A 26792-nucleotide genomic window follows, 5' to 3' on the forward strand; every position below is an offset into this window, starting at 1 on the left:
CGAACGAGCGGCCACATGCCGCCCCGAGAGGAAGGAAGACATTATGTCCCCACCCATTGATTTTGTAATTCGACGCCGAACATTTTTGGCCGGAACTGCCGCTGGCGCACTTGCTGCGGGGCTGACCACTCAGGCCCAAGCTCAATCACAGACTGCCAAAAGCCCCGCTGGCCCCGATACCACAACTGTCCGTTTAACCGTCAACGGAACCGCCCAAGAGGTGACCGTAGACAATCGCACCACCTTGCTGGATGTCCTGCGCGAGGACTTGAAGCTGACTGGCACCAAGAAGGGCTGCGATCACGGTCAATGCGGCGCCTGCACCTGCACCGTCAACGGATCGCGCGTGAACTCCTGCTTGTCGCTTGCCGTGATGCACGAAGGCGACGAGGTCGAGACCATCGAAGGTATCGGCACGCCCCAGGCGATGGACCCCATGCAAACCGCTTTTGTTAAGTTTGACGGCTTCCAGTGCGGTTACTGTACGCCCGGTCAAATCCAGTCTGCCCGCGCCGTCATCGAAGAAATCCGCGCAGGTATTCCGAGCCACGTCACCGGCGATCTGAACTCTGAAATCCAGATCACAGACGAAGAGATCCGCGAGCGCATGTCCGGCAATATCTGCCGCTGTGGCGCCTACGCCAACATTCTGGCCGCCATCACCGAAGTGGCAGAGCAAGGCACAGCGGGAGAAGACATATGAGATCCTTTAGCTACGAACGCGCCGTTGATCCGGCCCAGGCCGCCGCACGGGCCGCCGAAATTCCTGACGCCAAGTTCATCGGCGGCGGCACCAACCTGCTGGACCTGATGAAGCTGGAAATCGAGACGCCGATCCATTTGATTGACGTCCGCGACATCGGCCTGACAGAGATCACCGAAACCGAAGAAGGCGGCTTGCGCATTGGCGCGCAGGTCACCAACACAGATCTTTCTGCCGATAGCCGTGTGCGCCGTGACTATCCGGTGCTGACTCGCGCTATTGCGGCCGGTGCCTCTGGCCAAATCCGGAACAAGGCGACGACAGCGGGTAACCTGCTGCAACGGACGCGCTGCCCCTATTTCTATGACCCTGCACAGCCCTGCAACAAACGCGCACCGGGTTCTGGCTGCGGCGCGCTGACAGAAGGGGCGTTCAGCCGGCAGCTTGGCGTAATCGGGACGTCTGAAACCTGTATCGCCACGCACCCGTCCGACATGGCTGTGGCCATGCGCGCTTTGGACGCCGTGGTCGAAACAGTGACCCCAAACGGCATGACCCGCCGCATCGCGATCGAGGATCTGCATGTTTTGCCCGGACAAACACCCGAGCAAGAGACAGCTCTTATGCCCGGCGAGCTGATTACGCACGTCGTGTTGCCTGCGCCGGTGGGTGGGCAACAGGCCTACCACAAGGTGCGGGACCGTTCATCCTATGCCTTTGCCCTCGTATCGGTTGCGCTGATTCAGCAGGCGGATGGCACCGGAGCTGTGGCCTTGGGCGGTGTAGCCCCCAAACCGTGGCGCCGCGCTGAAGCGGATGCAGAGCTGCCCAACGGATCCCGCGCGGTCATGGCGCGTCTTTTGGAAGGCGCGAGCCCGACCGAAGAGAACGCCTTCAAACTCACACTGGCCGAGCGCACGCTTGCCGCTATGCTCAAGGAGGGCTGAGACATGCAATTCAACACTCCGGCAGGACAGAACCTGTTCGACGACGCCAAGGTCGTCGGCAAACCCACCACGCGGATTGACGGTCCGCTCAAGGTCACGGGCACTGCGCCATATGCCTACGAGCGTCACGACGTCGCCGAAGGGCAGTTGGTGGGCTACCCAGTTTTGGCCACGATCGCCAAAGGACGCATCACGTCGATGGACACCGACACGGCCAAGGCGATGCCCGGCGTTTTAGATGTCATCACCGCACCCGAGGTAGGCGAAATGCCGAGCCCCAGCGACATGAATGTCGCGCCTCTGTTTGGCGGAAAAGAGATCGCACAATACCACCAAGCTATTGCCGTAGTGGTCGCCGAAACCTTTGAGCAGGCGCGTGCGGCTGCTGCGAAGGTACAGACCGAATACGAGGTGGACGAGATCGGGTCGCTCGATCTTCAGGCCGCTTGGGAAGATGTGATGGACGACCGTTCTGACGCGACCCGCGTGGGGGATTTCGAAGCTGCCTTCGAGTCCGCCCCTGTGACCATCGACAAGACCTACACCACGCCTTCCCACTCTCACGCAATGATGGAGCCTCCGGCGTCGATCGCGCAGTGGGACGACGGCAAGCTGACGGTCTGGACCTCGAACCAGATGATTGAATGGGCACAAGCGGCGCTCGCCAAGACGTTTGAACTGGATGCAGAGGACGTTCGCGTTGACAGCCCCTACATCGGCGGCGGTTTCGGTGTGAAGCTGTTCGTGCGTTCAGATGCCATCCTAGCCGCGCAAGCTGCGCGCCGCGTGGGGCAGGCGGTCAAGGTCGCGATGCCCCGTCCGATGGTGATGAACAACACCGCGCACCGAGCCTCGACCATCCAGCGCATCCGCATCGGGGCGACCCGTGATGGTCAGATCACTGCCATTGCCCACGAGGCTATCAGCCACGCAATGGAAGGTGGCAGCGGCGAGAACGCGATTGGCCAAACCCGCCAGTTCTACGCGGGCGATAATCGTCTGATCAAAATGCATCTCGCGACCATGGCGCTGCCCGAAGAGAATGCGATGCGCGCTCCGGGCGAAGCTGCGGGACTGATGGCGCTGGAAATTGCAATGGACGAAATGGCCGAAGAGTTGGGCATGGACCCAGTGGCCTTTCGGGTGATGAATGACACCCAAGTCGATCCCGAAGATCCGGACAAGCCGTTTTCCGAGCGGAACTTTGTCGAATGTCTGGAGCGCGGGGCCGACGCCTTTGGCTGGGCTGATCGGAACACGGCACCGGGTGCAACCCGAGATGGCGACTGGCTGATTGGCCATGGTCTGGCAGGGGCCTATCGCGGCGGACCTGCGATGGCTTCGGGGGCACGCATTCGTCTGACGCCCCAAGGACAGGTGATCGTCGAGACGGCAATGACCGATATCGGAACGGGGTCCTACACCATCCTCGCGCAGACGGCGGCAGAGGTGCTCGGCGTGACAGCCGAAGATGTTGAGGTGCGCTTGGGAGATAGCAGTTACCCCGACAGCGCGGGTTCCGGCGGGCAATGGGGCGCGGCCTCGTCCACAGCGGGTGTTTATGCTGCCGCGGTTGCCATGCGTCAGGCCATTGCCGATCATCTGGGCAAGGACGTGGAGGATCTGAGCTTTGAAGATGCATCTGTCCGCACCACTGACAAGCAAATCCCCTTGGCAGGGCTCAGCGATACCGAGATCGTGGCCGAGGACTCGATCGAGTTCGGCGATTTCCGAAGCGAGCAGGTCGTCTCGACCTTTGGTGCGCATTTCGTCGAGGTGGGCGTGAACGCGTACACCGGCGAAACACGGCTGCGCCGGATGCTGGCTGTCTGTGATGCAGGCCGCATCCTGAATCCGATCACCGCCCGCAGTCAGGTCATTGGCGGCATGGTGATGGGGGTTGGCGCGGCGCTGATGGAAGACGCCGCAATCGACACCGCGCGCGGCTTCTTTCCCGCCCATGATTTGGCGGGGTACGAAGTGCCGGTGCATGCTGACATCCCCGCGCAAGAGGTGATCTTCCTTGATACGCTGGACCCGGCATCCACTCCGCTCAAGGCCAAGGGCGTCGGCGAACTGGGTCTGTGCGGCGTGGCAGCTGCCGTCGCGAACGCGGTCTACAACGCGACGGGTGTGCGCGTACGGGACTACCCCGTGACGCTCGATCGGTTCATTGACCGGCTGCCCTCTGCCTAAGATCAACGCGGCCTGATCTGACAGGCGCATTTCACATGATCGAAAAGCCCGGCCGTGTTTCGACGGCCGGGCTTTCTCTTTGTCTTTGGAACCTACCGCGCGGTTCAAGTGCCCGTATTCTGGTACGCGCGATCATGCGGATGATCGGTGGGGTCATGTCGGGAGCGTTCGCTTAGGTGTACTTTCCAGACCATAGGCGCTCTGCAATGGCAGGTGTTGCGACTACAAATTTTAAGAAAGGACTTCTGGATGCGCGTTCTTGTCGCCGGTGCCACGGGGTATTTGGGCCGCTTTCTGTGCGCAGAATATTCAAGGCGCGGACACCACGTTACGGCTCTGGTCCGTGATCCGTCGCGGGCCGAGGGTGTTGCGGACCTGCTCGTCCGAGCAGAGGTCACGCAGCCGGAAACTCTCGTTGGTGTTATGGACGGAGTGGACCTTGTCGTGTCCGCGCTCGGGATCACGCGGCAAGCCGACGGGCTCGGATATTGGCAGGTCGACTACGAAGCCAACCTAAACCTACTGCGTGAAGCGGAAAAGGCGGGCGTGGGTCGGTTTTGTTACGTCCATGTCCTGAACGCCGAAGCGATGATGGGCGTGCCACTGGTCGATGCCAAGGCTGCGTTCGTAACGCACCTGCAAGCGTCGGAGGTGCCAGAAACCGTTATCGCGCCGACTGGCTATTTCTCTGATATAAAGGATTTTTTCTCGATGGCACGGGCAGGGCGGGTCTGGCTGTTTGGTGACGGGTCCCACCGGCTCAATCCGATTCACGGCGCAGATCTGGCAGAGGCGATCGCGGATGCGACCGATGATGGGCAGAGTTGGCTGGAGGTCGGCGGTCCTGCCGTGATGACCCAGAGCCAGATTGCCAAAGCGGCATTCGCCGTGCTCGGGACAGAGCCCCCTGAAGGCCACGGAACAGCCCGTAGACACCAGTACAGCGGCGGGAAAGGCCTTCTTCCAGATGCTTGGGGTCTTCGCCGAGTTCGAGACCAACCTGCGCCGTGAGCGCCAGCTTGAGGGGATAGCCAAGGCCAAGGCCAATGGCGTCTACAAGGGCCGCAAGCCCAGCGTCGATACCGCCGAGGTGAAGAGGCTGCGGGATGTCGAGGGGCTGGGGCCGACCGAGATTGCCAAGAAGTTGGGGATCGGGCGGACTAGCGTGTATCGAGTTCTAGAAGGGTAGGGATTTCCGTACCCACCTTTGAGGACGTTTTTGTTGCCACAGGCGACTACATGCTTAGGTTTATGCGGGTGGCTCGGGTGTGAGCGAGCTGCGTTTTCTCAGTGCAACTTTAGGTGCAGGTGCAGGTGCAGTGCCCCTCGACCCTGTCCCTTGCACACGTCGCCCGTAGCATGTGAGCGGTTTACTGAGCTACGGGCGGCGGTTTTCTTCGTGAGGAAGCCGCTCGAAGCGTTTAGTAACCCCCGAGATACCCACCGTCCTGCATCGCCTTCCAGATCAGCTCCTGCGTCTGCCGCAAGCCTTCACGGGTAAGGCCGTGGTCATAGGTGCGGTCTGTTCGCTTCGTCTCATCCGCCCAGCCTCCAAGCTGAAGGATGTCGGATTCTGGGACGCGGGCGCGGCGGGCAACCGTACGCCATGTATGGCGGGTAGAATGAAGGGAGAGGGTTCCGTCGGTCTCCTCGCCAAGCTGTTCACGGCGGAAGCGGGTGAACCATTGCGATACCGCCCCAGACTTGCCTGAGGAGTCGCGCACGGGCCATTCAGGGAAAAGGCGACCTGACCCAGCTGACGCGGCCAAGCGGGCCTGTAGGACGCTCTGCGCGGCTCCTACGAGGGGCACGAAGCGGGTTGCGTTGCGGGTCTTGCCTTCGGCGATGAAGAAGCCGCTTCCGTCCTTTTCAACAGCCGAGAGGGGGAGAAGGGCAACCTCGCTGACCCGACAGCCACCAGCCAGAGCAAGGCGTATGATGTCGCCTTCACGGGTGCCGCGCTCTGTGGCCCCCAGCAGCTTGGACATCTGCTCTGCGGTGAAGTCTTGGCGGGTGGCCTTGGCCGCGTCCGAACGTGTCCTGATGCGGGTCTCACTGGCCCATACGTTGCCAAGGCTCTTGGGCAGGTGGCCGACCTGTACCGCCCAGTCCCATACCGCCTTCAGCAGGGTCACGTTCTTCTTGATGGTCTTGTGGCTTAGGCCATTGGGGGCGCGGTGAGTGCTCACTGTGGGCAGGTAGTCGTACCTGAACCGAGTCGTCTGGGCGTTGGTCAACTCATCCATCATTACCGCACCGGTCTCCTCGACCTGTAGGAAGGCGCAGAGGTGCTTGATGGCGGTGTTGAGGTCGTTGAAGGTCTGCTTTGACAGCGGCTCGAAGGCGCTTTTGCTGTCAGGGCTGCGGGCTTCACAGTACATCCGCAGGCCCTCGCTGAGGGGGAGGCCCTCGCCGAACGCCACCTTGGCGTATCGCTTAAGGGTTTTCCGGTCTACGCGCCCTGAGTCGTCGGCCATTGCGAGTTGTTCCGTGACGATGGAGCGGACTAGTGCAGCTTCTGCCTTGTCCTTAGCGCGGATGCGGGTCAGCTCGTCTCGCATGGCTTTTGCTTGGTCGATGGAGAACTCAAGCTTGTCATGGCCGTGAAGCTGTAGCTTGCGCACGTCGGCAAGCAGGACATCGCGTTTCAGCTTGGCTTCACCGATGCGCTTTGTGCCAAGGCCACGTACGATTTCTTTCCCGAACGGCTTGCCGTCCCATGGGTTGGGCTTGCCGATTAAGGCAAGGGGAGTCGCCATGCGGAACATCCAGCCACCGCCCTGCTTCTGGCGCAGGTAGTTCATATCTTCATCGCCCGCTTGGGGGTCCATGTTGGACCTATTTGACGATGGAGCCATCTCGAGTAAGTCTTTGATTATGCTTAACAAAAGCCATAATGGCGGAGAGACAGGGATTCGAACCCTGGGTGGGCTTGCACCCACAACGGTTTTCGAGACCGCCCCGTTCGACCACTCCGGCACCTCTCCGCGGGGGTCTGTGGAGGCGGTGTCTAATGTTATCCTCTGGGGGCTGCAACCCCTTTTTGCACGATTTTTTGACTTTGTTTCAGGCCCCCTGATTTCGAGTTCTCTTGGCAGAGAGGACAGAGCGCCCTATCCCTTAGGGAAAGATCGGAGGCTTCATGCGCCAATTTGTTACCACGGCCCTTTTTGGGCTGGCTTTTGCCGTTCCTGTGCAGGCCGCAAGCGAAGATGATGTGGCACGGTTGTTCGATGCCATGCGCGTTTCGGACGTGATCGAGATTATGCGCGAAGAGGGGCTTGGCTACTCTGAAACTCTGGCCGAAGAAATGCTTCCCAATGGCGCGACGCAAACCTGGCAGGACAGCGTGAGCCGAATCTACAACACCGAAGCTATGGAAGCGGGGCTGACGGCCGAGTTTTCTGAGGCGGTAAAAGATGAGGATCTGGACAGCGTCATCGCGTTCTTCGAATCCGAGCTGGGACGCCGGATCGTTGATCTGGAGATTTCGGCGCGCGAGGCGCTGCTTGATCCCGCGGTTGAAGAAGCCAGCCACGACAACTTTGAACAGCATTTGCAAGACGCCGATCCGCGGCTTGATTTGGTAACGGCCTATATAGAGGCGAATGACTTGGTCGATGCGAACGTGGTTGGCGCGCTGAACTCGAACTTTGCCTTCCTGCGCGGTCTGGCCGAGGCAGGCCAGAATGGGGCCGCCATGACCGAAAGCGAAATGCTGGCCTCTGTGTGGGCTCAGGAACAAGACGTTCGCTCTGAAACTCGGATGTGGCTCTACTCTTATCTCCTGATGGCGTACGCGCCCTTGGAGAATGACGAACTGGAGGCTTATATAGAGATGTCCGAGTCGGACGCGGGCAGGGCGATGAACAGAGGGCTGTTCGAGGGCTTTGATCCGATGTTCACAGGAATTTCAGCGGCTCTGGGGGCAGAGATCGCGGAAATCGGCTCGGGAGAAGAGCTATAACGCTTGACTCATATACCTATCCCGAACATAAGCGCGGCTCGGGCCGCATCTTTGCGGCCAGAGTTGATTCAATATAGCCCTTACGGGCTCGCAGTTTTAGGTGGCTTCGGCCGGAAACCCCGCATGGGTCCGAAAGACGCGACAAACGGAAAAGGAAACGGCAATGTTTGCTGTCCTCAAAACCGGTGGCAAGCAGTACAAAGTCCAGTCGGGCGATGTACTCCGCATCGAAAAGCTTGCAGCTGACGCAGGTGAAACTGTTCAGTTCAACGACGTTCTGATGGTTGGCGGTGACAACACTGTCATCGGCGCACCCTTCGTTGATGGTGCTGCTGTTCAGGCCGAAGTTCTGGACCTGATCAAAGACGAAAAGAAAATCACTTTCGTCAAGCGTCGCCGTAAGCACAGCTCGCAGCGTACCCGTGGCCACCGTCAGCAACTGACCGTTGTCCGCATCACCGACATCCTGACCGCAGGCGCAGACGCGACCGGCGTAAAGGCTGCTCTGGGTGCACGCAGCGTCGCAGCTCCTGCAACCGCTTCGGCAGCTCCTGCTGCAGCAGCAACCGCTGGCGCAGACGACCTGAAGAAACTGTCGGGCGTTGGCCCCGCTCTCGAGAAGAAGCTTCTCGAAGCTGGTATCACCACTTTCGCACAAATCGCAGCATGGACCGAAGCGGACATTGCTGAGATGGACGAGAAACTGTCGTTCAAAGGCCGTATCCAGCGTGAAGGCTGGGTTGAGCAGGCCAAAGAACTGGCAAACTAAGCCGAAGTAAGGAGACCAACCCATGGCACACAAAAAAGCTGGCGGTTCATCCCGTAACGGTCGCGACAGTGCTGGTCGCCGTCTTGGCGTCAAACTGTTTGGCGGTCAGGCCGCAATCCCTGGCAACATCATCGTGCGTCAGCGCGGCAACAAATGGTGGCCGGGCGACAACGTCGGTCAGGGCAAAGATCACACCCTGTTTGCGACCGCAGAAGGCAAAGTGACCTTCACCAAAGGCCTCAAGGGCCGCACCTTTGTTTCGGTTGTTCCTGTAGCCGAGGCTGCAGAATAAACCGAACCCGAAGGGTACAAGATTTCAGGGGATCGGTACTACCGGTCCCCTAATTTTTTGCGATTTTTTACCGTTTACAAGTAGTTGGACAGTTGTGCGGGGAGGGTGCAGCCCCATCTACTAATCATCCGAATTGCCGGAGGAGGGCACATGGTTGAAGAGGTATTAGAAGCGCCGCAAGTGATTGATGCGGGTAGTTTTGTTTTGCGGCCACTGCGCAAGTCGGACGAGGGCATGATCTCGTTTTATGCGGGGGATGAACGGGTTGCGCGGATGACGCGCTCGGTTCCGCATCCGCTGCCGCCTGGTGCGGTCGAGCAATACGTGAAGCGCGCGATGGAGCCAGAGACCGGCGAAGTCATCTGGGCCATGGACGCCACACAAAACGGCGGTCCCGAGGTCATGGGGGTCATCAGCCTTCTGCCGATGGATCGCAATCAGGCACAGGTCGGCTACTGGGTCGGACCGAGCCACTGGAACACAGGTGTCGCATCCGCAGCCGTTCGGGCGCTGGTCGAAGCGAACCCGATGAAGAACGCGACGTTCTTTGCCGAGGTGTTCCAAGAAAATCTGGCATCCGCGCGGGTGCTGACCAATTGCGGCTTCGAATACCTCGGAGACGCGGAAACGTTTTCGGTCGCACGCAATTCGCGGGTGCCGACTTGGACATATACACGCCGGCTGGATTGATCCCGTCGGTCGCTCGCTGTAACAGGCGTGCAAACTGCCAGAATGGGTGACGCATGAAATTCCTAGACCTTGCCAGAATCGAAATCCGTTCGGGGAACGGCGGGTCGGGATGCGTCAGCTTCCGGCGAGAGAAGTTCATCGAATACGGCGGCCCCAACGGTGGGGACGGCGGCTGTGGTGGCGACGTGATTGTTGAGGTCGTCGATGGCCTGAACACGCTGATCGACTTCCGCTACCAACAGCACTTCTTTGCGGGCAACGGACAGCCGGGCAAGGGCCAGCAGCGCACCGGTGCGGACGGCAAGGACATCGTTCTGCGCGTGCCCTCGGGCACTGAAATCCTCGACGAGGATGAAGAGACAGTTCTATTCGACCTGACCGAAGTTGGCGACCGTATCGTGCTGGCCAAGGGTGGCAACGGCGGCTGGGGCAACCTGCGCTTCAAATCCGCAACCAACCAAGCGCCGCGTCACGCCAACCCCGGACAAGAGGGTATCACCCGCACCGTTTGGCTGCGACTGAAGCTGATCGCGGACGCGGGCCTGCTGGGCCTGCCCAATGCGGGCAAGTCGACGTTCCTGTCGGCCTGTTCGAACGCGCGTCCCAAGATCGCGGACTACCCGTTCACCACGCTGCACCCGAACCTTGGCGTCGTTGGTATCGACAACGCCGAATTCGTCATGGCGGACATTCCCGGTCTGATCGAAGGGGCGTCCGAAGGGCGGGGGATCGGCGACCGTTTCCTTGGTCACGTCGAACGCTGCGCGGTTCTGCTGCACCTCGTGGACGGGACCTCGGATGATGTGGCGCACGACTACAACGTCATCATTGGCGAGCTTGAGGCCTATGGCGGCGAATTGGCCAATAAGCCGCGTGTGACGGCCTTGAACAAGATTGATGCGCTGGATGACGAAGAGCGCGAAGAAAAGCGTGCCGCGCTGGAAGAGGCTGTGGGTGGCCCCGTTATGATGCTGTCCAGCGTCAGCCGCGAAGGTCTGCCCGAAGTGCTGCGCGCAGTCCGTGCCCAGATCGAGGACGACCGTCTGCGCATCAAGAAAGAAGAAGCCGAAGAGGACGAGCAGGAGAACGGAACATGGCAACCCTAAGCGCTGCAAAGCGCGTTGTCATCAAGATCGGCTCGGCCCTTCTGGTCGATAAGAAAACCGGTGAATTGCGCGCTGACTGGCTGGTCGGCCTCGCCGAAGATGTAAAGATGCTCCGCGATCGTGGGGCAGATGTGATCCTTGTGTCTTCTGGGTCTATTGCGCTGGGGCGCGGTGTGTTGGGGCTGCCCTACACCGAACTGCCGCTCGAGCAATCGCAGGCCGCCGCCGCTGTGGGTCAAATCCGCCTCGCGCGCGCCTACGAAGAGGTGCTGGCCCCGCATGGCATCAAAACCGGTCAGGTGCTGGTCACGCTCGAGGATAGCGCCGACCGCCGCCGTTATCTGAACAGCCGCGCGACTTTGGCGACTCTGATCGGCTTTGGCGTGGTCCCGATCGTGAATGAAAACGACACCGTCGCCACCGATGAAATCCGCTATGGTGATAACGACCGTATGGCCGCACAGATCGCTGTGACGGTCGGTGCGGACCAGTTGATCCTGCTGTCCGATGTGGACGGGTTCTATTCCGCCAATCCGCAGGTCGATCCTAGCGCCAAACGCTACGACACCATTTCCGAGATCACACCAGAGATTGAGGCGATGGCAGGGGACGCAGGGTCTGGTCTGTCCAAGGGCGGCATGAAGACCAAGGTGATGGCGGCGAAAACCGCAACCGCAGCGGGCTGCGCCATGGCAATCACCGAAGGGTCTGTGACCCGCCCGTTGTCGGCCTTGGAAAGCGGCGCGAATTGCACGTGGTTCTTGGCGCAGACAGACCCCAAGGCCGCGCGTAAGGGCTGGATTTCGGCGATGAAGCCGCAAGGCGTTCTGATGCTGGACGCCGGCGCTGCGGACGCTCTTAAACGCGGCAAGAGCTTGCTGCCCGCAGGGGTCACCAGCGTGATCGGCAGCTTCGGGCGTGGTGATCCGGTCGAGTTGCGCAGCCCAGAGGGACACGCGCTTGGTATGGGGCTGTCCCGTTACACAGCGGACGAGGCGCGGGTGATCCGCGGGCACCGCAGTGATGATATTGAGGCGCTTTTGGGGTATCCTGGTCGCGCTGCATTGATCCATAGAGATGACATGGCAATTTAAGGAGCTAAGGCGATGAAGGACGTGGAAGACATTTCCTCGATGATGGCGGAACTGGGCCAGCGCGCGCGCGCAGCCGCAAAGGCTCTGTCGACCGCCCCAGCCGAGGCCAAAACCCGCGCGCTGAACGCCGCAGCCGACGCGCTGTGGGCCTCCCGCGCCGAGGTGATTGCCGAAAACGCCAAGGATCTGGAATTCGGCCGGAACAAAGGTCTGACGGACGCCATGATGGACCGTCTGATGCTGGACGATACCCGAATCCAAGGGATCTGCGATGGCCTGCGCTCTGTCGCGGGGCAGGATGATCCCGTTGGCGCGGTATTGGCCGAGTGGGACCGGCCGTCCGGCATTCACATCCAGCGCGTGCGTACCCCGCTGGGGGTGATCGGCGTGATCTATGAAAGCCGCCCGAATGTGACCGCTGACGCAGGTGCTTTGTGTCTGAAGGCCGGGAATGCGGTGATCCTGCGTGGCGGGTCCGAGAGCTTTCATTCGTCGCGCGCAATTCACGCAGCGCTGACCGCTGGCCTGCGCGAAGCGGGACTGCCCGAGGACGCGGTTCAGCTGGTCCCAACCCGTGATCGCGCTGCGGTCAGCGAAATGCTGACCATGACCGACTACATCGACGTGATTGTGCCTCGTGGCGGCAAGGGTCTGGTTGGCCTTGTGCAGCGCGAGGCCCGTGTGCCCGTCTTCGCTCACCTCGAAGGGATCGTGCACGTTTACGTGGACGCCGCTGCCGATGCTGACAAAGCGATGAAGGTCGTGATGAACGCCAAAACGCGCCGGACCGGCATTTGCGGCGCGGTAGAGTGTCTGCTGATCCACCGCGATCAACTTGCAGGCATTGGAACCGAGATCGTCAAAGCCCTGATTGCGGCTGGGGTTGAAGTGCGTGGCGACGCAGCCATTCAAGGCATCGAGGGCGTCGTGGCGGCGACCGACGCTGATTGGGGCACAGAGTTCCTCGACAGCATCATCGCGGCACGGGTTGTCGATGATCTGGACGACGCGATCGAGTACATTTCGGATCACCACTCGCAGCACACGGACTGCATCATCACCGAAGATGACGGCGCGGCGGCAGAGTTCTTTGCCCGCCTCGACAGCGCGATCCTGATGCGCAATGCCTCGACCCAGTTTGCCGATGGCGGTGAATTTGGGATGGGTGCAGAGATCGGCATTGCCACTGGCAAAATGCACGCACGTGGGCCGGTAGGCGCCGAGCAGCTGACAAGTTTTAAGTATCTGGTCGTGGGCGACGGCACCGTCCGCAGCTAAAGCCCTCGGCTCAAACAAAAATAAAACCGGCGCTGGATCAGGGCCGGTTTTTTCATTCAGAAGGTCAGCTCGATGTGATCTTCGCTGTTGTTGCAGATGATCCTGCGGCCCGCCTCTTCGACGGCGTGGGGGATCAGCGCATAATGAACTCTGCTCGGGGCCAGTTCTTCGGGCTCCTCGCCCGAGCATAGGCATTCCCAAAGTTCAGGATCGTTAATCTTAATCCGGCCATCGGCCTCAAGCCGCCAGAACATGCCGTTGTGGGTGATGCGCAGCGTCCCGCCGTAGGGCAGGGCATCCTCGATACACTGGATGAGCAAGAAGGCGAGTTTGATCTCGGGGCGGGGCAGCGCGTCTTTGACTGACCAATCGACCTTCAGTCGGGCGCCTTTGTAGACGCCAGCCAGTATGCGGCGCACTTCGCCGTCACTCAGCGCTTGGTCGTCAGAGGCCAATCCGTAAGCCACACGATAGAATTGAACGCGGAAATTCGCGGCCTCGATGCTTTCGGAAATCAGAGCCAACTCCGGCTGCGTGCCCATCGGGCCCATTCCCAAAAGCTCAACGCCGTTGCACACCGCGCCGATCGGTGAAATGAGGTCATGACAAAGGCGCGATCCCAGAAGGTCTGCTAGTCGCTTCGGGCTGTGCCGCATAGTACTTCTCCAATTGCGAGGACACCATGACCGACTTGAACGCCTTTCTCGAACCCGGAGCGATTGTCCGGCACCCGCAGCAGCCCGATTGGGGGCTAGGGCAAGTGCAGTCGAATATTCAGGGCCGTGTGACCGTGAATTTCCGCGAGCAAGGCAAAGTCGTCATAGACTCCTCCCGTGTTGCCCTTTTACCCGTATATGACGAATCTTAATTGATCATTACTAGTTTTAAGAACCTATACGTTTGAACCACTTAGCAGGTGGCGTTTGCATCAGGATGTCAGAGCGCCTAAACCTGCGGCGAAGTGCAGTCCACGGTGTCGAGGCAGAGCGATGGTGGTTTCTTCCCCCGAGTTTTCGGTGCGTCTGGCAGACGGGCCAGAGGATTTGCGCGCCGCGCAGCGCCTGAGATACGAGGTGTTCGTCGCTGAACTGGGGGCGGACGGGCCCCACGTGGATCACAACGCGCGATTGGAAAAAGACGAGTTTGATCCTTTTTTCGATCATCTGCTGCTCGAAGACCTGTCCCGCGCGTCGGGCGACCAAGTGGTTGCCGTCTACAGGCTGCTGCGGGATGACCAGATGCCATCAGTAGGGCGCTACTATTCGGAAACCGAGTACGACCTAACGGTGTTGAAGCATAGTGGCCGCAAGCTGATGGAACTGGGCCGCTCTTGTCTGCATCCAGAGTACCGCGGCGGGGCGGCGATGCTCGTGATGTGGAACGGGTTGGCAGAGTACGTTGCAGACCACGGAATCGAGGTGATGTTTGGCACAGCCAGTTTCCATGGGACGGACGTCGCTGCGCTTGCGCCGTCACTCTCTCTTTTGCATGAACGTCATCTGGCTCCGCCGGAGTTGCGCGTTCGGGCCGTGGCTGAACGGTTTCAACCGATGGATCTGATCCCATATGATCAGATTGACCGCAAACCGGCGATGCTAGGGGTGCCTGCCTTGATCAAGGCCTACCTGCGCCTCGGTGGATATGTCGGCGAAGGAGCCTACGTCGATCACGCGTTCAACACCACGGATATCTGTTTGGTGATGGATGCACATCGTCTAAGTGCGACCCAAAAATCCATCTACTCCAAGGGCTTGAAGGCATGAGTTCAACTTGGGATAGCGGTGAGCGTCCAGACTTTCCGCGCATTGACGCTATGGGATGGTGCCGTGTTCTATTGCGGGGCATTCCGCTCGGGCTGCTCTGTGCAGTGGGCCTGATCCTGACACTTTTGCTGCGCCTGATCGAAGCACCGCTCTTTGGTCAGAGGCGCCCCGTAACGCCCTATATCACCCGTGCCGTGTGCACTCTGGCGTTCCCGTCCATGGGCATCCGGTTTCGCCGGATTGGCACACCAGAACACGGCAAGCTTGCGGTCGTAGCGAACCATGCCAGCTGGCTCGATATCTTTGCCCTGAATGCGCGCCAGACGATATACTTTGTGTCCAAGGCCGAGGTGGCCGGATGGGCAGGCATTGGCTGGCTGGCCCGCGCAACGGGAACGGTGTTCATCAAGCGGGATCGCAAAGAAGCGCGCGCGCAGACCGAACTGTTTGAGCAGCGGCTGAGCCACGGTCACCAATTGCTGTTTTTTCCCGAGGGGACCTCGACCGACAGCCTTCGCGTGTTGCCTTTCAAGTCGACCCTATTCGCGGCGTTCTTCCAACCCGGCTTCCGAGAGGATCTGCGCATCCAGCCGGTCACGGTGCGCTACACCGCGCCCACAGGGCAGGACCCTCGGTTCTATGGCTGGTGGGGAGATATGGAGTTTGGCGAGCATTTGCTCAAGGTGCTGTCCGCACCGCGTCAGGGGCAGGTCGAACTGACCTATCACCCCTCTGTCGCAGTGGCCGATTTCGCCCACCGCAAGGATCTGACCAAGGCGCTTGAGGACACGGTCCGCAGCGCCCTTTAACTTAGCTCATAGCCGCGACGAGCGTTTTCAGCTGCGCGGCAGGATCGTCGGTACCCCAGATTTCGGAGCCGATGCCAAAGAAGTCAGTTACAGGCGTCAGGGTGCGGATCAACTCTTCGGTCAATGCGCCTTCGGCGACGACGGGCAGTTCGATCATCTGGGTCCACCAGCCGAACAGTTCGGCATCTGCGTGCGTGCCATCGCCTAACACAGTCCCGCCTACGGGGCCAAAAGACACATAGTCCGCGCCGGACTCACCCGCGTTCATACCGTCGTGGCGCGACGCCGCGCAGAAGCTGCCCACGATCGCATCATCGCCAAGCTGCTTGCGGGTTGCCCGCACAGACCGCGCGCCATCTGTCAGGTGCACCCCATCCAGCCCCAGACGCTCTGCCAAGAGCACGTGACGCTCTATCACCAGAGCGATGTCGCGGTCATGGGTGATCTCGCGCAGGGCGTCCGCGCTGCGTAGAATGCGGTCTTCGTCCGTGGTTGCCAGCGCCAGACGCACGCACGCGACCTCGGTCGCATCCAGAACCCGCGCCATGTCCTCTGGGAACTCGCGGAAGTCGAAGTCGGGGGGCGTGATCAAATAGATCTGCGGCAGTTCTAGCTCGGACATGAAGAGACTCCTCATTCGGTGGTTCGGCTCCTTTAGCGTGGTTTTTCGCCTTTGACCATCGGTCTGCTTGCGGGTTTTCGCATGTCGGACTATCAGACCCCGCAAACCCGACGCCGAAAGGAACACCCCATGCCCACTGACACGCCTCAGCCTTCATTCGTGCTGGTCCGCCCCCAGATGGGCGAGAATATCGGCGCCGCGGCACGGGCCATGTGGAACTTTGGCCTCGACCGGATGCGTGTCGTAGACCCGCGTGACGGCTGGCCAAACCAGCGCGCTGTCGCGATGGCGAGCGGGGCAGGGCGGCTCTTGGACGAAGCCATGCTGACGCCCGATCTGCCCACCGCGCTCGATGATTGCAGCTTTGTTTTCGCGACCACCGCGCGGCCCCGTGGCCTCACCAAGCCGGTCTACACTCCAGAGCAAGCGATGAAAGAGGCGAATGCCCGCGTCAAGGCAGGTGAAAAGGTCGCCGTCATGTTTGGCCCCGAGCGCGCTGGTCTCGAGAACGAGGATATCGCGCGTGCCAACGCCATCATCTCGGTGCCTGTGAACCCAGAGTTTGCCTCGCTCAACCTTGGCCAGTGTGTCTTGCTCTGCGCCTATGAATGGAGCCGCCAAACCATGTCGGCAGAGCCTATGAACTACGAGCTCGCCGGCACGGAATGGGCCAGCGCGATCGAAGTCGAGAAGCTGGCAAACCACTACGAAGAGCGCCTTGAAGAGGCGGGTTTCTTCTTCCCCGAGACCAAGGCAGAGAACATGAAAACCAACCTGCGCAATTTCTGGAGCCGGATGCCTCTGACCCGTGCGGACGCGCAAATCCTACACGGCGTCCTGCGCCAGATGGTCCGCTGGAAAGAGCGCGGGTAACCAGTGTCAAAACGTTAAAAGCAGGGGACCACGCCCCTGCTTTCTGCTTTGCAAAAATACTCAATTCGAACACCGGCGCAGAAGCGCGGCGTTTCAGTCTCCAAAAACCGCCATCCGCAAGGGATCAGCCAGCGCCATCCAACTGTCCCGATCCGGTGCCACCAGCAGGCTGCCTTCGGTCAGGGTCGGGGCATAGGCTTCGCCGTCCAGCATCTTCACATAACCACCGGCCTCGCGCGCGATCAACGCGCCCGCCGCATGGTCCCATGGGTTCAGATTCCCAGTCAGCAAGAAGTCCGCACCGCCCTGCGAGAACAAGCGGTACTCATGGCAGGCACACCGCAGGCTGCCCATCCGATCAATGCCCTTGGCAAAGTCATATAGCCGTCCGCGCGCCTCGGTGTTGAACAACGAGGGCGGCCAGTAGCCCGTCATCTCGTTGACCTGTCGCGGGGCGCGGGCCTTGGCTGCGCGCTGTGTGCCATCGGCTCGGGCAAAGACCGTGCCGCCGCCGCGTTCTGCCATCACCCAATCGTCGCCCATCGGATCATAGAGCAATCCAAAGACCGTCTCCCCGTTCTCGACCACAGCGAGAATTACGCCAAAAGTATTGAGGCCATTGGCATAATTCCAAGTCCCATCAATGGGATCAATGATCAGCGCCTGCTCCGCACCTTTGAGCGCATCTAGCGACACGGACCCGTCCGAGACAGCCTCTTCGCCAACCACCACAGCGCCGGGCAGGATCTCTGCGGCCAGATCCGTCAGCGCGCGTTCGCTTGCCTTGTCTGCTTTGGTCACCAGATCCTGTGCGTGGGCTTTGGTGTCAATCTCGCTGTCGTCCAGACGCCGATACCACGGGAGGATTTCCGTCTTTGCGGTTTGGCGTGTCGCAGAGATCAACTGTTCAATCTGGGTGGTGGTCAAAGTCACTTGGGGTCGTCCTGTCTTTAAATTCAATCGTGGCCCAAGAGTGGTGGGCTACTCACTTCAGCATGCACGACCAGCGCGTCCGCTCCAAGTGGTCACATCCCGACCGACACTGCATGAAGTGTCGGTAAACCAAATGAAAAGGGCGCCGTCGCCAGCGCCCTGTCTCTATTCCGGAATTGTGACGGTTTTACGTGCGCTTAAACGCTGCCGCCAAGGCTGAGGCCATCGCGCCGCCCGACTCTTGCGGCGCATTGCGGGGTTTGCCGCCGCCGCCACGTGGGCCGCCCTTGGGCCCTTTACCCCCGCGCGTCGGACCATCATTGCGATCGGCGCGGCCACCACGTTCTGGCCGGTTTTGCGCGTCCGGGCTCTTCATGGACAGGCCGATCCGGTTGCGTGGGACATCCACCTCGGTCACTCGAACGCGCACGACATCACCGGCTTTGACAACCTCGTGCGGGCCTTTGACAAACTTGTCCGAAAGTTGGCTCACATGAACGAGTCCGTCCTGATGCACACCAATATCCACAAACGCGCCAAAGGCCGCCACGTTGGTCACGGTACCCTCCAGCTGCATGCCCGCCTTCAGGTCCTTGATCGAGTCGATGCCTTCGGCAAAAGTTGCGGTCTTGAAGTCCGGACGCGGGTCACGGCCCGGCTTTTCAAGCTCGGCAAAGATGTCCCGAACTGTCGGCAGGCCAAAGCTGTCAGTAACAAACTGCTGGGGCTGTAGGCTGCGCAGCGGGGCAGGGTCTTTCATCAGGTCACGCAGGTCGCGCCCGCAAGCTTTGACGATCTTGCGCGCGACCGCATAGGCCTCGGGGTGGACCGAAGACGCATCCAGCGGCTCATCACCCCCCGAAATCCGCAGGAAGCCTGCGCATTGTTCGAACGTTCTGGCCCCAAGACGCGGCACATCTTTCAGCGCCTTGCGGCTCGCAAAAGCCCCATTCGCATCACGGTGCAGAACGATTGCCTCGGCCAATCCGGGCCCAAGGCCGGACACACGCGCCAAGAGCGGCGCAGAGGCGGTGTTCAGGTCCACGCCAACGGCGTTCACGGCATCCTCGACCACACCATCAAGCGCGCGTGCCAGACGGTGCTGGTCGACGTCATGCTGGTACTGGCCTACGCCGATAGATTTCGGCTCAATCTTCACCAGTTCGGCCAATGGGTCCTGCAAGCGCCGCGCAATCGACACCGCTCCGCGGAGAGACACATCCAGATCAGGAAATTCCCGCGCGGCCAAAGCGCTGGCCGAATAGACCGAAGCCCCAGCCTCAGAGACGATCACCTTGGTCGGTTTGGGCGCTGGCATGTCCTTGAGCAGGTCCCCGACCATCTTCTCGGTCTCGCGGCTGGCGGTCCCGTTGCCGATGGCGATCAAGGTCGCGCCATGTTTGCGGATCAAGGCGCCCAAGGTCGCCTGTGCCCCGCGCAGATCATTTTTGGGCTGGAAAGGGTAGAGCGTCGCGGTGTCCAGCACCTTGCCCGTCGCATCTACGACCGCCAGCTTCACGCCTGTACGGATGCCCGGGTCCAAACCGATGGTTGTTTTGTGCCCTGCAGGCGCCGCCAAAAGCAGGTCTTTGAGGTTCCGCGCAAAGACATTGATCGCCTCTTCTTCGGCCCGTTTGCGCAGATCGGTCATCAGGTCGATGGTGATCGACAGCTTCAGCTTCACGCGCCAGCACCATCCCGCCACATCAGACAGGAATTTGTCTCCGGGCTGCTGCCCGCCAATCTCGAGCGCCGCGCGCAGAACACGCAGGGGCGCATCGGCATCCGCGTCCTCGGGCAGCTCTAGATCGGTGGTCAAGATACCTTCGTTCACGCCGCGCATCATTGCGAGCGCACGGTGCGAAGGTACCCCGCGATAGGGCTCTGAGTGGGCGAAGTAGTCCGAAAACTTGGCGCCGTCCTTCTCTTTTCCGTCCACCACGCGCGACGCCAAATGAGCGTTACCCGCCATCATTTCGCGCAGACGGCCAAGGATTTCGGCGCGCTCTGCCAATTCTTCGGTCAGGATATCGCGCGCACCGTTCAGCGCGGCCTTCATATCGGCAACTTCGGCAGTCACATACCCCTCGGCCAATGCCGACGGCTCTGCCGCGCGGTTTTCCTGAATGGCACGAGCCAAAGGCTCCAATCCATTTTCCCGCGCGATCATCGCACGGGTCCGGCGTTTGGGTTTATAGGGCAGATAGATGTCTTCGAGCGTCGCCTTCGTGTCCGCCTGAAGGATACTGCGGGTCAGATCGTCGGTCAGCTTGCCTTGATCCTGAATGCTCTTCAGCACTGTCTCGCGCCGCGCTTCCAACTCGCGCAAATACACCATGCGCTCGGACAGATCGCGCAGCTGGGTGTCATCAAGCCCGCCTGTGGCCTCCTTGCGGTATCGGGCGACGAATGGGACCGTGGCGCCTCCATCCAGCAGCTCGATCGCGGCGGCGACCTGTGCAGGGCTGGCGTTGATTTCCTTGGCGATGCGGGCGGGAATCTTGGCTTTGAGGTCCATCTTGATCCGTCTTGACTGCTTGGCTCTTTGGCATACGCCAGCCCCGAACCGCTGCCAAGCCCATTCCCGATCCCCCGTTGATCACAAACACAAACGGGAGCAGCCATCGCCGCGCACTGTCTTTCTGCTTTGTCTAAATACTCACGTCTCGACCATCGCCCGAGGGCCAAGGCCCAACCGCATCAGTGCGGCCGTTGCAATAAGTCCTGCAGGTGCGATGCGCACCCCGTCAGAGCCGCGAAATCGTCCTCGACCAGCCAAATCCCGAACTGGTCTACGAAATCGCCAAACCGCCCCAAATCACGGAAGCTTTCCTCAAACCCCATCTTGTCCAACAGGGGGGCAAAGGCCCGCGACACGCCGCCGATTAAATAGATCCCACCAAATGGCAGAAGGGTCAGCGCCAGATTGCCACACACGCTGCCCATGATCTGAACAAAGTGGCGGGCGGTTTCGGTGGCGATGGGATCGCTGCCATCCTCGACTCGCTTCATGATTTCGGCGGGCTCCAGAACCTGCGTGTCACCCGCTTCCGAAGACAGCCATTCGTAGATACGCGCGACGCCGCGACCGGACATGACTTCCTCGACCGAAGGAAATCCGTGATGTTTCTCGATGTACTGGCAGAGGCGTAGGTTGTCGTCGTTGCGCACGGCCAGCAGGGGGTGGCCTGCCTCAGCCGGTGGCACCAGAGTGCCCGACGCGCTGTGGTAAACGGGCGCGATGTTCATACCTGTTCCGATGCCCACGATCAGCATCGCGGCCTGTGGGCTGGCCTCTGCGCCTTCGCGCAGGTTGGTCAGGGCTTCGGGCTTCAGATAGGGCAGGGCGTGCCCTTGGGCCTGCATGTCGTTCAGGGTTGCAATCACCGACGCGCCGGTGGCTGCCGCCAGATCATCCTTGTCAAAGGTCCAAGACAGATTGGTCATCTCGACACGGCCATCGCGCACAGGACCCGCTGCCGCAACGCAGCAGGCCTCTGGATTCGCATCCGGGTGCTCGGCCAAGAAACGCTCTAGCAAGGGCGGGAAGTTCGGCTCACCCGCGTTTTTGTAACGGGTGATGGTGTCGTGCAGGATCTCTGTCCCCCGCGCCAGCGCAATGCGGGTGTTCGTTCCGCCGATATCGGCAACGATGCTCAGGGGGGCGGTCTGGTCCATTCTGACGTCCTCGGGATGCTTACTGTGATAGCGCTAACCTGAGGGCGTCATAAGACGCTTTGGGTGTCCGCTTCAAGCTTTCAAAGTCCACATGTACCAACCCGAACCTTTTTTCATAGCCCAAGGACCACTCGTAGTTATCAAGGAGCGACCAGCAGAAGTACCCGCGTACGGGGGCGCCCTCGTCGATCGCCTCTCGGACCGAGGCCAGATGGTCATCCAGATAAGCGATGCGGTTGGTATCGTTGACCTCTCCGCCAACCACGTGGTCGTTGTTCGCCATGCCGTTCTCGGTGATATAGATCGGCAGATCGCCTGTGTATTCGCGGTGCATGCGGCGTACGAAATCCCCCAGACCCTGCGGATAAATCTCCCAGCCCATCTGTGTGCGGGGCAGGCCGCCCACATGTTCCGACAGGTGCGGCCAAGGGGTGTCCGGCGCGGCAGCAATGCGTTTGCAGGTGTAGTAGTTCAGACCGACCCAATCGATCGGCTGCGCGATCAGGTCAAAGTCATCCTGCCAGCCTAGGGGCAGGTAGGGCTCCAGCCCTTCGAGCACGGTGTCGGGGTAACGGCGGTTAAAGATGCCTTCGACGAAAAACCGGTTGTAGATGCCGTCATAGGTTTGCGCGGCGCGGTAATCCTCTTCAGAGCCGGACTGCGGGATCGGCCATTCCATGTTGAAGACCCCGCCCAGGTTTTCCATCCCCAGCCCGCGCATGACCTGAATGGCTGTACCATGCGCGGTCAGAACGTGATGCATGGCGCGGGCGGTGGCGCGGATGTCCCGCAAGCCGGGGGCATGCGCGCCGATGAAATGGCTCAGCCAGCCCACACACCACGGCTCGTTGATCGGCGCGACAGAGTGCATACGGTCCCCGATACGGCCCATGATTACTTCGGTGAAGTCACCGAACCACTTGGCGATGTCCTCATTCCTCCAGCCGCCCATATCCGCCAGCGCCGAGGGCAGTTCCCAGTGATACAGGGTCGCGCAAGGCTTCAGGCCGCGCTCTAGCATGGCATCGGTCAAGCGGTCGTAGAAATCCAGGCCCTCGGGATTCGGGGTGCCGCGCCCTTCGGGCATGATCCGCGCCCATGAGGTCGAGAACCGGTAGGCGTCAAAGCCCGCCGCTTTCATCAGGTCCAGATCCTCTTCGAAGCGGTGATAGTGGTCGCAAGCAATCGCGCCATGTTCGGCACGCACCACGTTGCCCGGCGTCGCGGCAAAGCTGTCCCAATGGGTCGGACCTGCGCCGCCAAAGCTGTGGCCTTCGATCTGGTAGCTCGAGGTCGCCGCGCCAAACATGAAGTCGCGGGGAAAATCGCTGCGTTTGAATTTCATAAACACCTACTCCTGAGGGACGGGCCCTGTGGAACTTCCAATAATCAGATCGGCTTCGAGCAGTTTGTGCTCTGGCGCGGCCGTCGGGTTTTCAATGTGGGAGATCAGCAGATCTGCCGAGAGCCGACCCGCCTGACGCACGGACGAGCGTGTGGCTGTAAAGATCGGAATGCTGTCCCCGTTGCGCAGGTAGGACAGGTCATCGTCAAAAGTAATCACAGAGACGTCACGCGCCATCCGCAGACCCGCCTCGTCCAAGGCGCGGCGAACCCCGAGGGCGGCAATGAAACTGGCGACCACAACCGCAGTGGGCGGCGTGTCGAGGGCCAGCATGGCCTTCATCGCGTTATGGCCGTTGATCTCGGTCATTTCGCCCGCATGCAAGTAGTCGGGGTTCGGGGTGATCCCTGCCGCCTCTAGGGCCGCAACCAGACCTGCACGGCGACGGTGGGCAAAGTCCATATGCTCTAGCCCGTTGATCAACCCGATCCGGCGGTGTCCCAAGGATAGCAGAAATTCACCGGCCCTTTGGAACGCGCTGGCGTTGTTGACGTCGACCCAGCAATAGGGCGTCTCGATATCGCTGGCGCGGCCATGGACCACGAAGGGCAGGTCCAATTCCTGAAGCAGCGGAATGCGCGGGTCATTCATCAAAGGGCCGTGCACGATGATGCCATCCACGCTGCCGCGACTTTTCAGATCACGGTAGATGTCCTCCTCGTTCTGGTCGTCCACAATGGTCAGCTTCATGTCATACCCGCAGGCTGAATAGCGTTCGCCCGCACCGGCGATGAAGTCCGCGAAGACCGGGTTCACCATTTCATGCTGCGTTGACAGAGGGATGACATGGCCGATGGTCATTGACCGACCGCGCGCCAGACGCTGCGCGCCGATGTTGGGCTGGTAATTGTGCTTTTGCGCGGCGTGCTGAACCCGTAGGCGGGTGCGCTCTGCAACCTCGGGGTAGCCGTTCAGCGCACGGCTGACGGTTGTTTGGGATAGGCCCAGAATCTCCGAGAGTTGTTTTAGGTTCATGGCGTTAGACCCAGCCAAAGCGATTTGAGTAAGCGGACAATACGGTCCTTTGTAGGTTTGGTCAAAGTCCATTCCGCGCTGCACCTGCATTGCTGCGGCGCAGATGAAAACATCATTGAATTATTACAGAACTGCGCCACCATGCGAATTGTGGGTGTTGACAGAAAGTACAAGTTCAAGCACCGTCGCGCCATTCAAAGCGCTTTGGATCTGTTTGGAGAAGATTCGAATTTGCGCCGTGGACCTTGGGAGGAAAACATGAAGAAGGTACTTTTCGCGGGCGTTGCTGCCTCTGCGATGATTGCAGGAAATGCCCATGCGCAGGACCTGATGTTCGCACCCGGCGATGGCGATTTTCACTGGGACAGCTATCAGGCCTTTGCCGATGCCAATGATCTGGCGGGACAGACCGTTACGATCACCGGGCCGTGGACTGGCAACGAAAAAGAGCGCGTGGAAAAGGTGTTCGATTACTTCGAAGCTGCGACCGGCGCGACCGTGGAATACTCGGGCTCTGACAGCTTTGAGCAGGACATCGTAATCTCGGCCGAAGCAGGTTCTGCACCGAACCTCGCCGTGTTCCCGCAGCCCGGTCTGGCGGCGGACATGGCCAAGCGCGGCCTGCTGACTCCGCTGCCCGAGGGCACCGCAGAGTGGGTGGCAGAGAACTTTGCAGCCGGTCAGTCTTGGGTCGATCTGGGCACCTATGCGGATCAGGATGGCAACGACCAGCTCTATGGCCTGTTCTACCGCGCCGATTTGAAGTCGCTGGTCTGGTACGTGCCCGAAGCCTTTGAAGAGATGGGCTACGAGATCCCTGAAAGCATGGAAGATCTGAAGGCGTTAACCCAGCAGATCGTTGACGATGGCGGCACCCCGTGGTGCATCGGTCTGGGCTCTGGCGCGGCGACCGGTTGGCCCGCCACAGACTGGGTCGAGGACCTGATGCTGCGCACCCAGCCCGCGTCGGTCTATGACCAGTGGGTCACGAATGAATTGCCTTTCAACGATCCAGCAGTCATCGGCGCGATCAATGAATTCGGTTGGTTCGCCCGCACCGACGGTTACGCCGACGGCGGGGCAGAGGCCGTAGCCTCGACCGACTTCCGTGATAGCCCCACCGGTCTGTTTGAACTGCCGCCCAAGTGCTACATGCACCGTCAGGCGTCGTTCATCCCCGCATTCTTCCCCGAAGATGTCGAAGTGGGCACCGATGCGGACTTCTTCTACTTCCCGAGCTACGCGGAAAAGGATCTGGGTAACCCTGTTCTGGGCGCGGGCACCTTGTTCGGCATCACCAGCCCGTCGGATGCGACCAACACCTTCCTTGAGTTTATGAAGCTGCCGATCGCGCACGAAGCGTGGATGGCGCAGGGCGGGTTCCTGACGGCTCATGCGGGCGTGAACACCGGTCTATATAACACCGACAGCGAGCGCGCGATGGGTGAGATCCTGCAGGGTGCGACCACCTTCCGCTTTGACGGATCGGACCTGATGCCCGGCGAGATCGGCGCAGGCGCGTTCTGGACCGGCATGGTCGACTACACCACCGGCGCCAGCGCCGAGGATGTGACCGCTGCGATCCAGTCCCGCTGGAACGAAATTAAGTAAGGTCGTATGACCATGGCCTTCCCGCGCACCGCTGTGGGAGGGCCACTCCGGCGTTATTTGCGCCCCAAATTCTGATCCAGAAGGAACGAAGCCATGGGCCCGCTCATGCAAGGCGTGTTGACGATCCTGATTGGGGTCTTCGGCTGCATTGGATATTTCTACGCCTCGAACATCGTGCTTGATCGCGTGATCTTTCCCCCGCGCCATGACGATGCAGGCCGCAATATCAATCGTGCCAATGCGGTTCGACCTTGGCTGTTCCTGTTTCCCGCGCTTTTCGCGCTGACGCTATATCTGGTCTACCCCGTGGTCGGCAGTTTCATCAGGTCGATGTATGATCGGACGGGCGACACGTTCATTGGGTTCCAGAACTACCAGAACTTGGCGGGTGACCCCGAATTCCGCAGCGCCGTGTTTAATAACTTGCTGTGGGTGCTTGTTGTGCCTGCGGCGGCGACATTCCTGGGGCTGGTGATCGCGCAGTTGACCGACCGACTGAAGTGGGGCGGGATCGCGAAGTCGCTGATCTTTATGCCCATGGCGATCAGCTTCGTCGGCGCCTCGCTGATCTGGAAGTTCGTCTACGCCAACGACGCCAGCATCGGGATGCTGAACGCGGTGCGCCTGTTCTTTGGCGCAGACGGGCCCATTGACCCGCTGCAGGTGCCGTTCTGGAACAACTTCTTCTTGATGGTCATTCTGGTGTGGATCCAGACCGGCTTTGCCATGGTCATTCTGTCGGCGGCCCTGCGCGGCATTCCCGAAGAAACCATCGAGGCTGCCATTCTGGACGGTGCGAACCCCTTTCAGATTTTCTTCAAAATCCAAGTGCCACAGATCATGGGCACCATATTGGTGGTGTGGACCACGATCACCATCCTCGTGCTCAAGGTGTTTGACATTGTCTACACCATGACAGGGGGCAATTTCGGCACGCAAATCCTGCCGAGTTACATGATGGAATACATGTTCCGCGATGATGGCCGCGCGACGGCGGTGGCGCTGGTGATCATGGTGCTCGTCTTGCCCGTGATGATCTGGAACATCCGCCAAGCCCGTAAAGAAATGCGCTGAGGAGGGG

The 26792-nt window shown here is 60.4% G+C and carries 26 protein-coding genes and 1 tRNA gene; 18 read left to right on the forward strand and 9 right to left on the reverse strand.

Translation table 11 applies throughout. The features are described 5' to 3' along the window. Positions 1-43 precede the first annotated feature (43 nt). The 5 genes from paoA (at position 44) to BM225_RS09900 (ending at position 5035) form a co-directional block, all read left to right on the forward strand. Entirely contained in the window at positions 44-703 is a 660-nt protein-coding gene (gene paoA, locus BM225_RS09880; RefSeq protein ID WP_072706778.1) for an aldehyde dehydrogenase iron-sulfur subunit PaoA, read from the forward strand. Further along, positions 700-1650 (forward strand): FAD binding domain-containing protein, encoded by a 951-nt coding sequence (locus BM225_RS09885; RefSeq protein WP_072706777.1) that lies wholly within the window; start codon positions 700-702, stop codon positions 1648-1650. The genes paoA and BM225_RS09885 overlap by 4 nt, the downstream gene beginning before the upstream one ends. Positions 1651-1653: 3 nt before the next feature. Continuing rightward, entirely contained in the window at positions 1654-3846 is a 2193-nt protein-coding gene (gene paoC / locus BM225_RS09890) for an aldehyde oxidoreductase molybdenum-binding subunit PaoC (RefSeq protein ID WP_072706776.1), read from the forward strand. A gap of 249 nt (positions 3847-4095) precedes the next feature. Next, a complete protein-coding gene (locus BM225_RS09895) occupies positions 4096-4857 on the forward strand; it encodes an SDR family oxidoreductase (RefSeq protein ID WP_092464230.1) in 762 nt (253 codons plus the stop codon). Next, the gene (locus BM225_RS09900) at positions 4814-5035 is read left to right on the forward strand and encodes a helix-turn-helix domain-containing protein (protein WP_177218596.1); all 222 of its coding nucleotides are present in this window, start codon (positions 4814-4816) and stop codon (positions 5033-5035) included. The genes BM225_RS09895 and BM225_RS09900 overlap by 44 nt, the downstream gene beginning before the upstream one ends. A 232-nt stretch (positions 5036-5267) precedes the next feature. Here the strand turns inward: BM225_RS09900 and BM225_RS09905 are convergent, their stop codons facing one another. Then, positions 5268-6677 (reverse strand): tyrosine-type recombinase/integrase, encoded by a 1410-nt coding sequence (locus BM225_RS09905; protein ID WP_177218598.1) that lies wholly within the window; start codon positions 6675-6677, stop codon positions 5268-5270. Between the two features lie 66 nt (positions 6678-6743). Then, positions 6744-6833, reverse strand: a tRNA-Ser gene (locus BM225_RS09910). A 155-nt stretch (positions 6834-6988) separates the two neighbouring features. On the opposite strand from BM225_RS09910, the gene BM225_RS09915 reads away from it, so the two are divergent. The 7 genes from BM225_RS09915 to BM225_RS09945 all read left to right on the forward strand — a co-directional run bounded on the left by BM225_RS09915 (position 6989) and on the right by BM225_RS09945 (position 13042). Then, the gene (locus BM225_RS09915; protein ID WP_072706755.1) at positions 6989-7813 is read left to right on the forward strand and encodes a DUF2059 domain-containing protein; all 825 of its coding nucleotides are present in this window, start codon (positions 6989-6991) and stop codon (positions 7811-7813) included. A 163-nt stretch (positions 7814-7976) separates the two neighbouring features. Then, entirely contained in the window at positions 7977-8582 is a 606-nt protein-coding gene (locus tag BM225_RS09920; RefSeq protein WP_072706754.1) for a 50S ribosomal protein L21, read from the forward strand. A 22-nt stretch (positions 8583-8604) separates the two neighbouring features. Beyond that, positions 8605-8874: a 50S ribosomal protein L27 gene (gene rpmA, locus BM225_RS09925; protein WP_072706753.1), complete on the forward strand. Its 270-nt coding sequence runs from the start codon at positions 8605-8607 to the stop codon at positions 8872-8874. Between the two features lie 150 nt (positions 8875-9024). Then, on the forward strand, positions 9025-9564 hold the full coding sequence (locus BM225_RS09930; RefSeq protein WP_072706752.1) for a GNAT family N-acetyltransferase: 540 nt from the start codon (positions 9025-9027) through the stop codon (positions 9562-9564). Between the two features lie 53 nt (positions 9565-9617). Further along, positions 9618-10670 (forward strand): GTPase ObgE, encoded by a 1053-nt coding sequence (gene obgE / locus BM225_RS09935; protein WP_072706751.1) that lies wholly within the window; start codon positions 9618-9620, stop codon positions 10668-10670. Then, complete coding sequence (proB, locus tag BM225_RS09940) at positions 10658-11764, forward strand: glutamate 5-kinase (protein WP_072706750.1); 1107 nt, start codon at positions 10658-10660, stop codon at positions 11762-11764. The genes obgE and proB overlap by 13 nt, the downstream gene beginning before the upstream one ends. 12 nt (positions 11765-11776) lie before the next feature. Continuing rightward, positions 11777-13042, forward strand: a complete 1266-nt coding sequence (locus BM225_RS09945) for a glutamate-5-semialdehyde dehydrogenase (RefSeq protein WP_072706749.1) — start codon at positions 11777-11779, stop codon at positions 13040-13042. A 56-nt stretch (positions 13043-13098) separates the two neighbouring features. Here the strand turns inward: BM225_RS09945 and BM225_RS09950 are convergent, their stop codons facing one another. Then, complete coding sequence (locus tag BM225_RS09950; RefSeq protein ID WP_092464234.1) at positions 13099-13698, reverse strand: histidine phosphotransferase family protein; 600 nt, start codon at positions 13696-13698, stop codon at positions 13099-13101. Positions 13699-13724: 26 nt separating this feature from the next. On the opposite strand from BM225_RS09950, the gene BM225_RS09955 reads away from it, so the two are divergent. The 3 genes from BM225_RS09955 (at position 13725) to olsA (ending at position 15614) form a co-directional block, all read left to right on the forward strand. Beyond that, positions 13725-13910, forward strand: a complete 186-nt coding sequence (locus tag BM225_RS09955; protein ID WP_072706747.1) for a DUF3553 domain-containing protein — start codon at positions 13725-13727, stop codon at positions 13908-13910. Positions 13911-14031: 121 nt separating this feature from the next. Continuing rightward, complete coding sequence (gene olsB / locus BM225_RS09960) at positions 14032-14805, forward strand: L-ornithine N(alpha)-acyltransferase (RefSeq protein ID WP_072706746.1); 774 nt, start codon at positions 14032-14034, stop codon at positions 14803-14805. Further along, positions 14802-15614 carry a lyso-ornithine lipid O-acyltransferase gene (gene olsA / locus BM225_RS09965; RefSeq protein ID WP_072706745.1) on the forward strand — a complete coding sequence of 271 codons (813 nt, stop codon included), beginning with the start codon at positions 14802-14804 and terminating at the stop codon, positions 15612-15614. Before olsB ends, olsA begins: the two co-directional genes overlap by 4 nt. 1 nt (position 15615) lies before the next feature. Here olsA and BM225_RS09970 read toward each other — a convergent pair whose 3' ends face one another. Then, the gene (locus BM225_RS09970; RefSeq protein ID WP_072706744.1) at positions 15616-16236 is read right to left on the reverse strand and encodes a thiamine phosphate synthase; all 621 of its coding nucleotides are present in this window, start codon (positions 16234-16236) and stop codon (positions 15616-15618) included. A gap of 129 nt (positions 16237-16365) precedes the next feature. Here BM225_RS09970 and BM225_RS09975 point away from each other — a divergent pair, with 129 nt between their 5' ends. After that, entirely contained in the window at positions 16366-17109 is a 744-nt protein-coding gene (locus BM225_RS09975; RefSeq protein WP_072706743.1) for an RNA methyltransferase, read from the forward strand. A gap of 93 nt (positions 17110-17202) precedes the next feature. Here BM225_RS09975 and BM225_RS09980 read toward each other — a convergent pair whose 3' ends face one another. From BM225_RS09980 to BM225_RS10000, 5 genes are all read right to left on the reverse strand, one after another. After that, entirely contained in the window at positions 17203-18042 is an 840-nt protein-coding gene (locus tag BM225_RS09980; RefSeq protein ID WP_092464236.1) for an inositol monophosphatase family protein, read from the reverse strand. Positions 18043-18229: 187 nt separating this feature from the next. After that, on the reverse strand, positions 18230-20560 hold the full coding sequence (locus tag BM225_RS09985) for a Tex family protein (protein WP_072706741.1): 2331 nt from the start codon (positions 20558-20560) through the stop codon (positions 18230-18232). Positions 20561-20742: 182 nt separating this feature from the next. Further along, positions 20743-21720, reverse strand: coding sequence for a glucokinase (locus BM225_RS09990; protein ID WP_072706740.1), 978 nt, complete (start codon positions 21718-21720; stop codon positions 20743-20745). A gap of 19 nt (positions 21721-21739) precedes the next feature. Next, positions 21740-23065: a GH1 family beta-glucosidase gene (locus BM225_RS09995; RefSeq protein ID WP_072706739.1), complete on the reverse strand. Its 1326-nt coding sequence runs from the start codon at positions 23063-23065 to the stop codon at positions 21740-21742. Positions 23066-23071: 6 nt separating this feature from the next. Next, entirely contained in the window at positions 23072-24100 is a 1029-nt protein-coding gene (locus tag BM225_RS10000) for a LacI family DNA-binding transcriptional regulator (protein ID WP_072706772.1), read from the reverse strand. A gap of 258 nt (positions 24101-24358) precedes the next feature. Between BM225_RS10000 and BM225_RS10005 the strand changes: the two genes are divergently transcribed. Continuing rightward, positions 24359-25711, forward strand: a complete 1353-nt coding sequence (locus BM225_RS10005) for an ABC transporter substrate-binding protein (protein WP_072706771.1) — start codon at positions 24359-24361, stop codon at positions 25709-25711. Positions 25712-25804: 93 nt separating this feature from the next. Continuing rightward, positions 25805-26785, forward strand: coding sequence for a carbohydrate ABC transporter permease (locus BM225_RS10010; RefSeq protein ID WP_072706738.1), 981 nt, complete (start codon positions 25805-25807; stop codon positions 26783-26785). The last annotated feature ends 7 nt before the right edge of the window (positions 26786-26792 follow it).

Source organism: Donghicola eburneus (assembly GCF_900115865.1).
Taxonomy (GTDB): Bacteria; Pseudomonadota; Alphaproteobacteria; order Rhodobacterales; family Rhodobacteraceae; genus Donghicola; species Donghicola eburneus.

What these genes read in the sequence shown, in the direction of transcription:
- paoA (WP_072706778.1), top strand. Translation starts at nt 44, where the DNA reads ATGTCCCCACCCATTGATTTTGTAATTCGACGCCGAACATTTTTGGCC.
- BM225_RS09885 (WP_072706777.1), top strand. Translation starts at nt 700, where the DNA reads ATGAGATCCTTTAGCTACGAACGCGCCGTTGATCCGGCCCAGGCCGCC.
- paoC (WP_072706776.1), top strand. Translation starts at nt 1,654, where the DNA reads ATGCAATTCAACACTCCGGCAGGACAGAACCTGTTCGACGACGCCAAG.
- BM225_RS09895 (WP_092464230.1), top strand. Translation starts at nt 4,096, where the DNA reads ATGCGCGTTCTTGTCGCCGGTGCCACGGGGTATTTGGGCCGCTTTCTG.
- BM225_RS09900 (WP_177218596.1), top strand. Translation starts at nt 4,814, where the DNA reads ATGCTTGGGGTCTTCGCCGAGTTCGAGACCAACCTGCGCCGTGAGCGC.
- BM225_RS09905 (WP_177218598.1), bottom strand. Translation starts at nt 6,677, where the DNA reads ATGGACCCCCAAGCGGGCGATGAAGATATGAACTACCTGCGCCAGAAG.
- BM225_RS09915 (WP_072706755.1), top strand. Translation starts at nt 6,989, where the DNA reads ATGCGCCAATTTGTTACCACGGCCCTTTTTGGGCTGGCTTTTGCCGTT.
- BM225_RS09920 (WP_072706754.1), top strand. Translation starts at nt 7,977, where the DNA reads ATGTTTGCTGTCCTCAAAACCGGTGGCAAGCAGTACAAAGTCCAGTCG.
- rpmA (WP_072706753.1), top strand. Translation starts at nt 8,605, where the DNA reads ATGGCACACAAAAAAGCTGGCGGTTCATCCCGTAACGGTCGCGACAGT.
- BM225_RS09930 (WP_072706752.1), top strand. Translation starts at nt 9,025, where the DNA reads ATGGTTGAAGAGGTATTAGAAGCGCCGCAAGTGATTGATGCGGGTAGT.
- obgE (WP_072706751.1), top strand. Translation starts at nt 9,618, where the DNA reads ATGAAATTCCTAGACCTTGCCAGAATCGAAATCCGTTCGGGGAACGGC.
- proB (WP_072706750.1), top strand. Translation starts at nt 10,658, where the DNA reads ATGGCAACCCTAAGCGCTGCAAAGCGCGTTGTCATCAAGATCGGCTCG.
- BM225_RS09945 (WP_072706749.1), top strand. Translation starts at nt 11,777, where the DNA reads ATGAAGGACGTGGAAGACATTTCCTCGATGATGGCGGAACTGGGCCAG.
- BM225_RS09950 (WP_092464234.1), bottom strand. Translation starts at nt 13,698, where the DNA reads ATGCGGCACAGCCCGAAGCGACTAGCAGACCTTCTGGGATCGCGCCTT.
- BM225_RS09955 (WP_072706747.1), top strand. Translation starts at nt 13,725, where the DNA reads ATGACCGACTTGAACGCCTTTCTCGAACCCGGAGCGATTGTCCGGCAC.
- olsB (WP_072706746.1), top strand. Translation starts at nt 14,032, where the DNA reads ATGGTGGTTTCTTCCCCCGAGTTTTCGGTGCGTCTGGCAGACGGGCCA.
- olsA (WP_072706745.1), top strand. Translation starts at nt 14,802, where the DNA reads ATGAGTTCAACTTGGGATAGCGGTGAGCGTCCAGACTTTCCGCGCATT.
- BM225_RS09970 (WP_072706744.1), bottom strand. Translation starts at nt 16,236, where the DNA reads ATGTCCGAGCTAGAACTGCCGCAGATCTATTTGATCACGCCCCCCGAC.
- BM225_RS09975 (WP_072706743.1), top strand. Translation starts at nt 16,366, where the DNA reads ATGCCCACTGACACGCCTCAGCCTTCATTCGTGCTGGTCCGCCCCCAG.
- BM225_RS09985 (WP_072706741.1), bottom strand. Translation starts at nt 20,560, where the DNA reads ATGGACCTCAAAGCCAAGATTCCCGCCCGCATCGCCAAGGAAATCAAC.
- BM225_RS09990 (WP_072706740.1), bottom strand. Translation starts at nt 21,720, where the DNA reads ATGGACCAGACCGCCCCCCTGAGCATCGTTGCCGATATCGGCGGAACG.
- BM225_RS09995 (WP_072706739.1), bottom strand. Translation starts at nt 23,065, where the DNA reads ATGAAATTCAAACGCAGCGATTTTCCCCGCGACTTCATGTTTGGCGCG.
- BM225_RS10000 (WP_072706772.1), bottom strand. Translation starts at nt 24,100, where the DNA reads ATGAACCTAAAACAACTCTCGGAGATTCTGGGCCTATCCCAAACAACC.
- BM225_RS10005 (WP_072706771.1), top strand. Translation starts at nt 24,359, where the DNA reads ATGAAGAAGGTACTTTTCGCGGGCGTTGCTGCCTCTGCGATGATTGCA.
- BM225_RS10010 (WP_072706738.1), top strand. Translation starts at nt 25,805, where the DNA reads ATGGGCCCGCTCATGCAAGGCGTGTTGACGATCCTGATTGGGGTCTTC.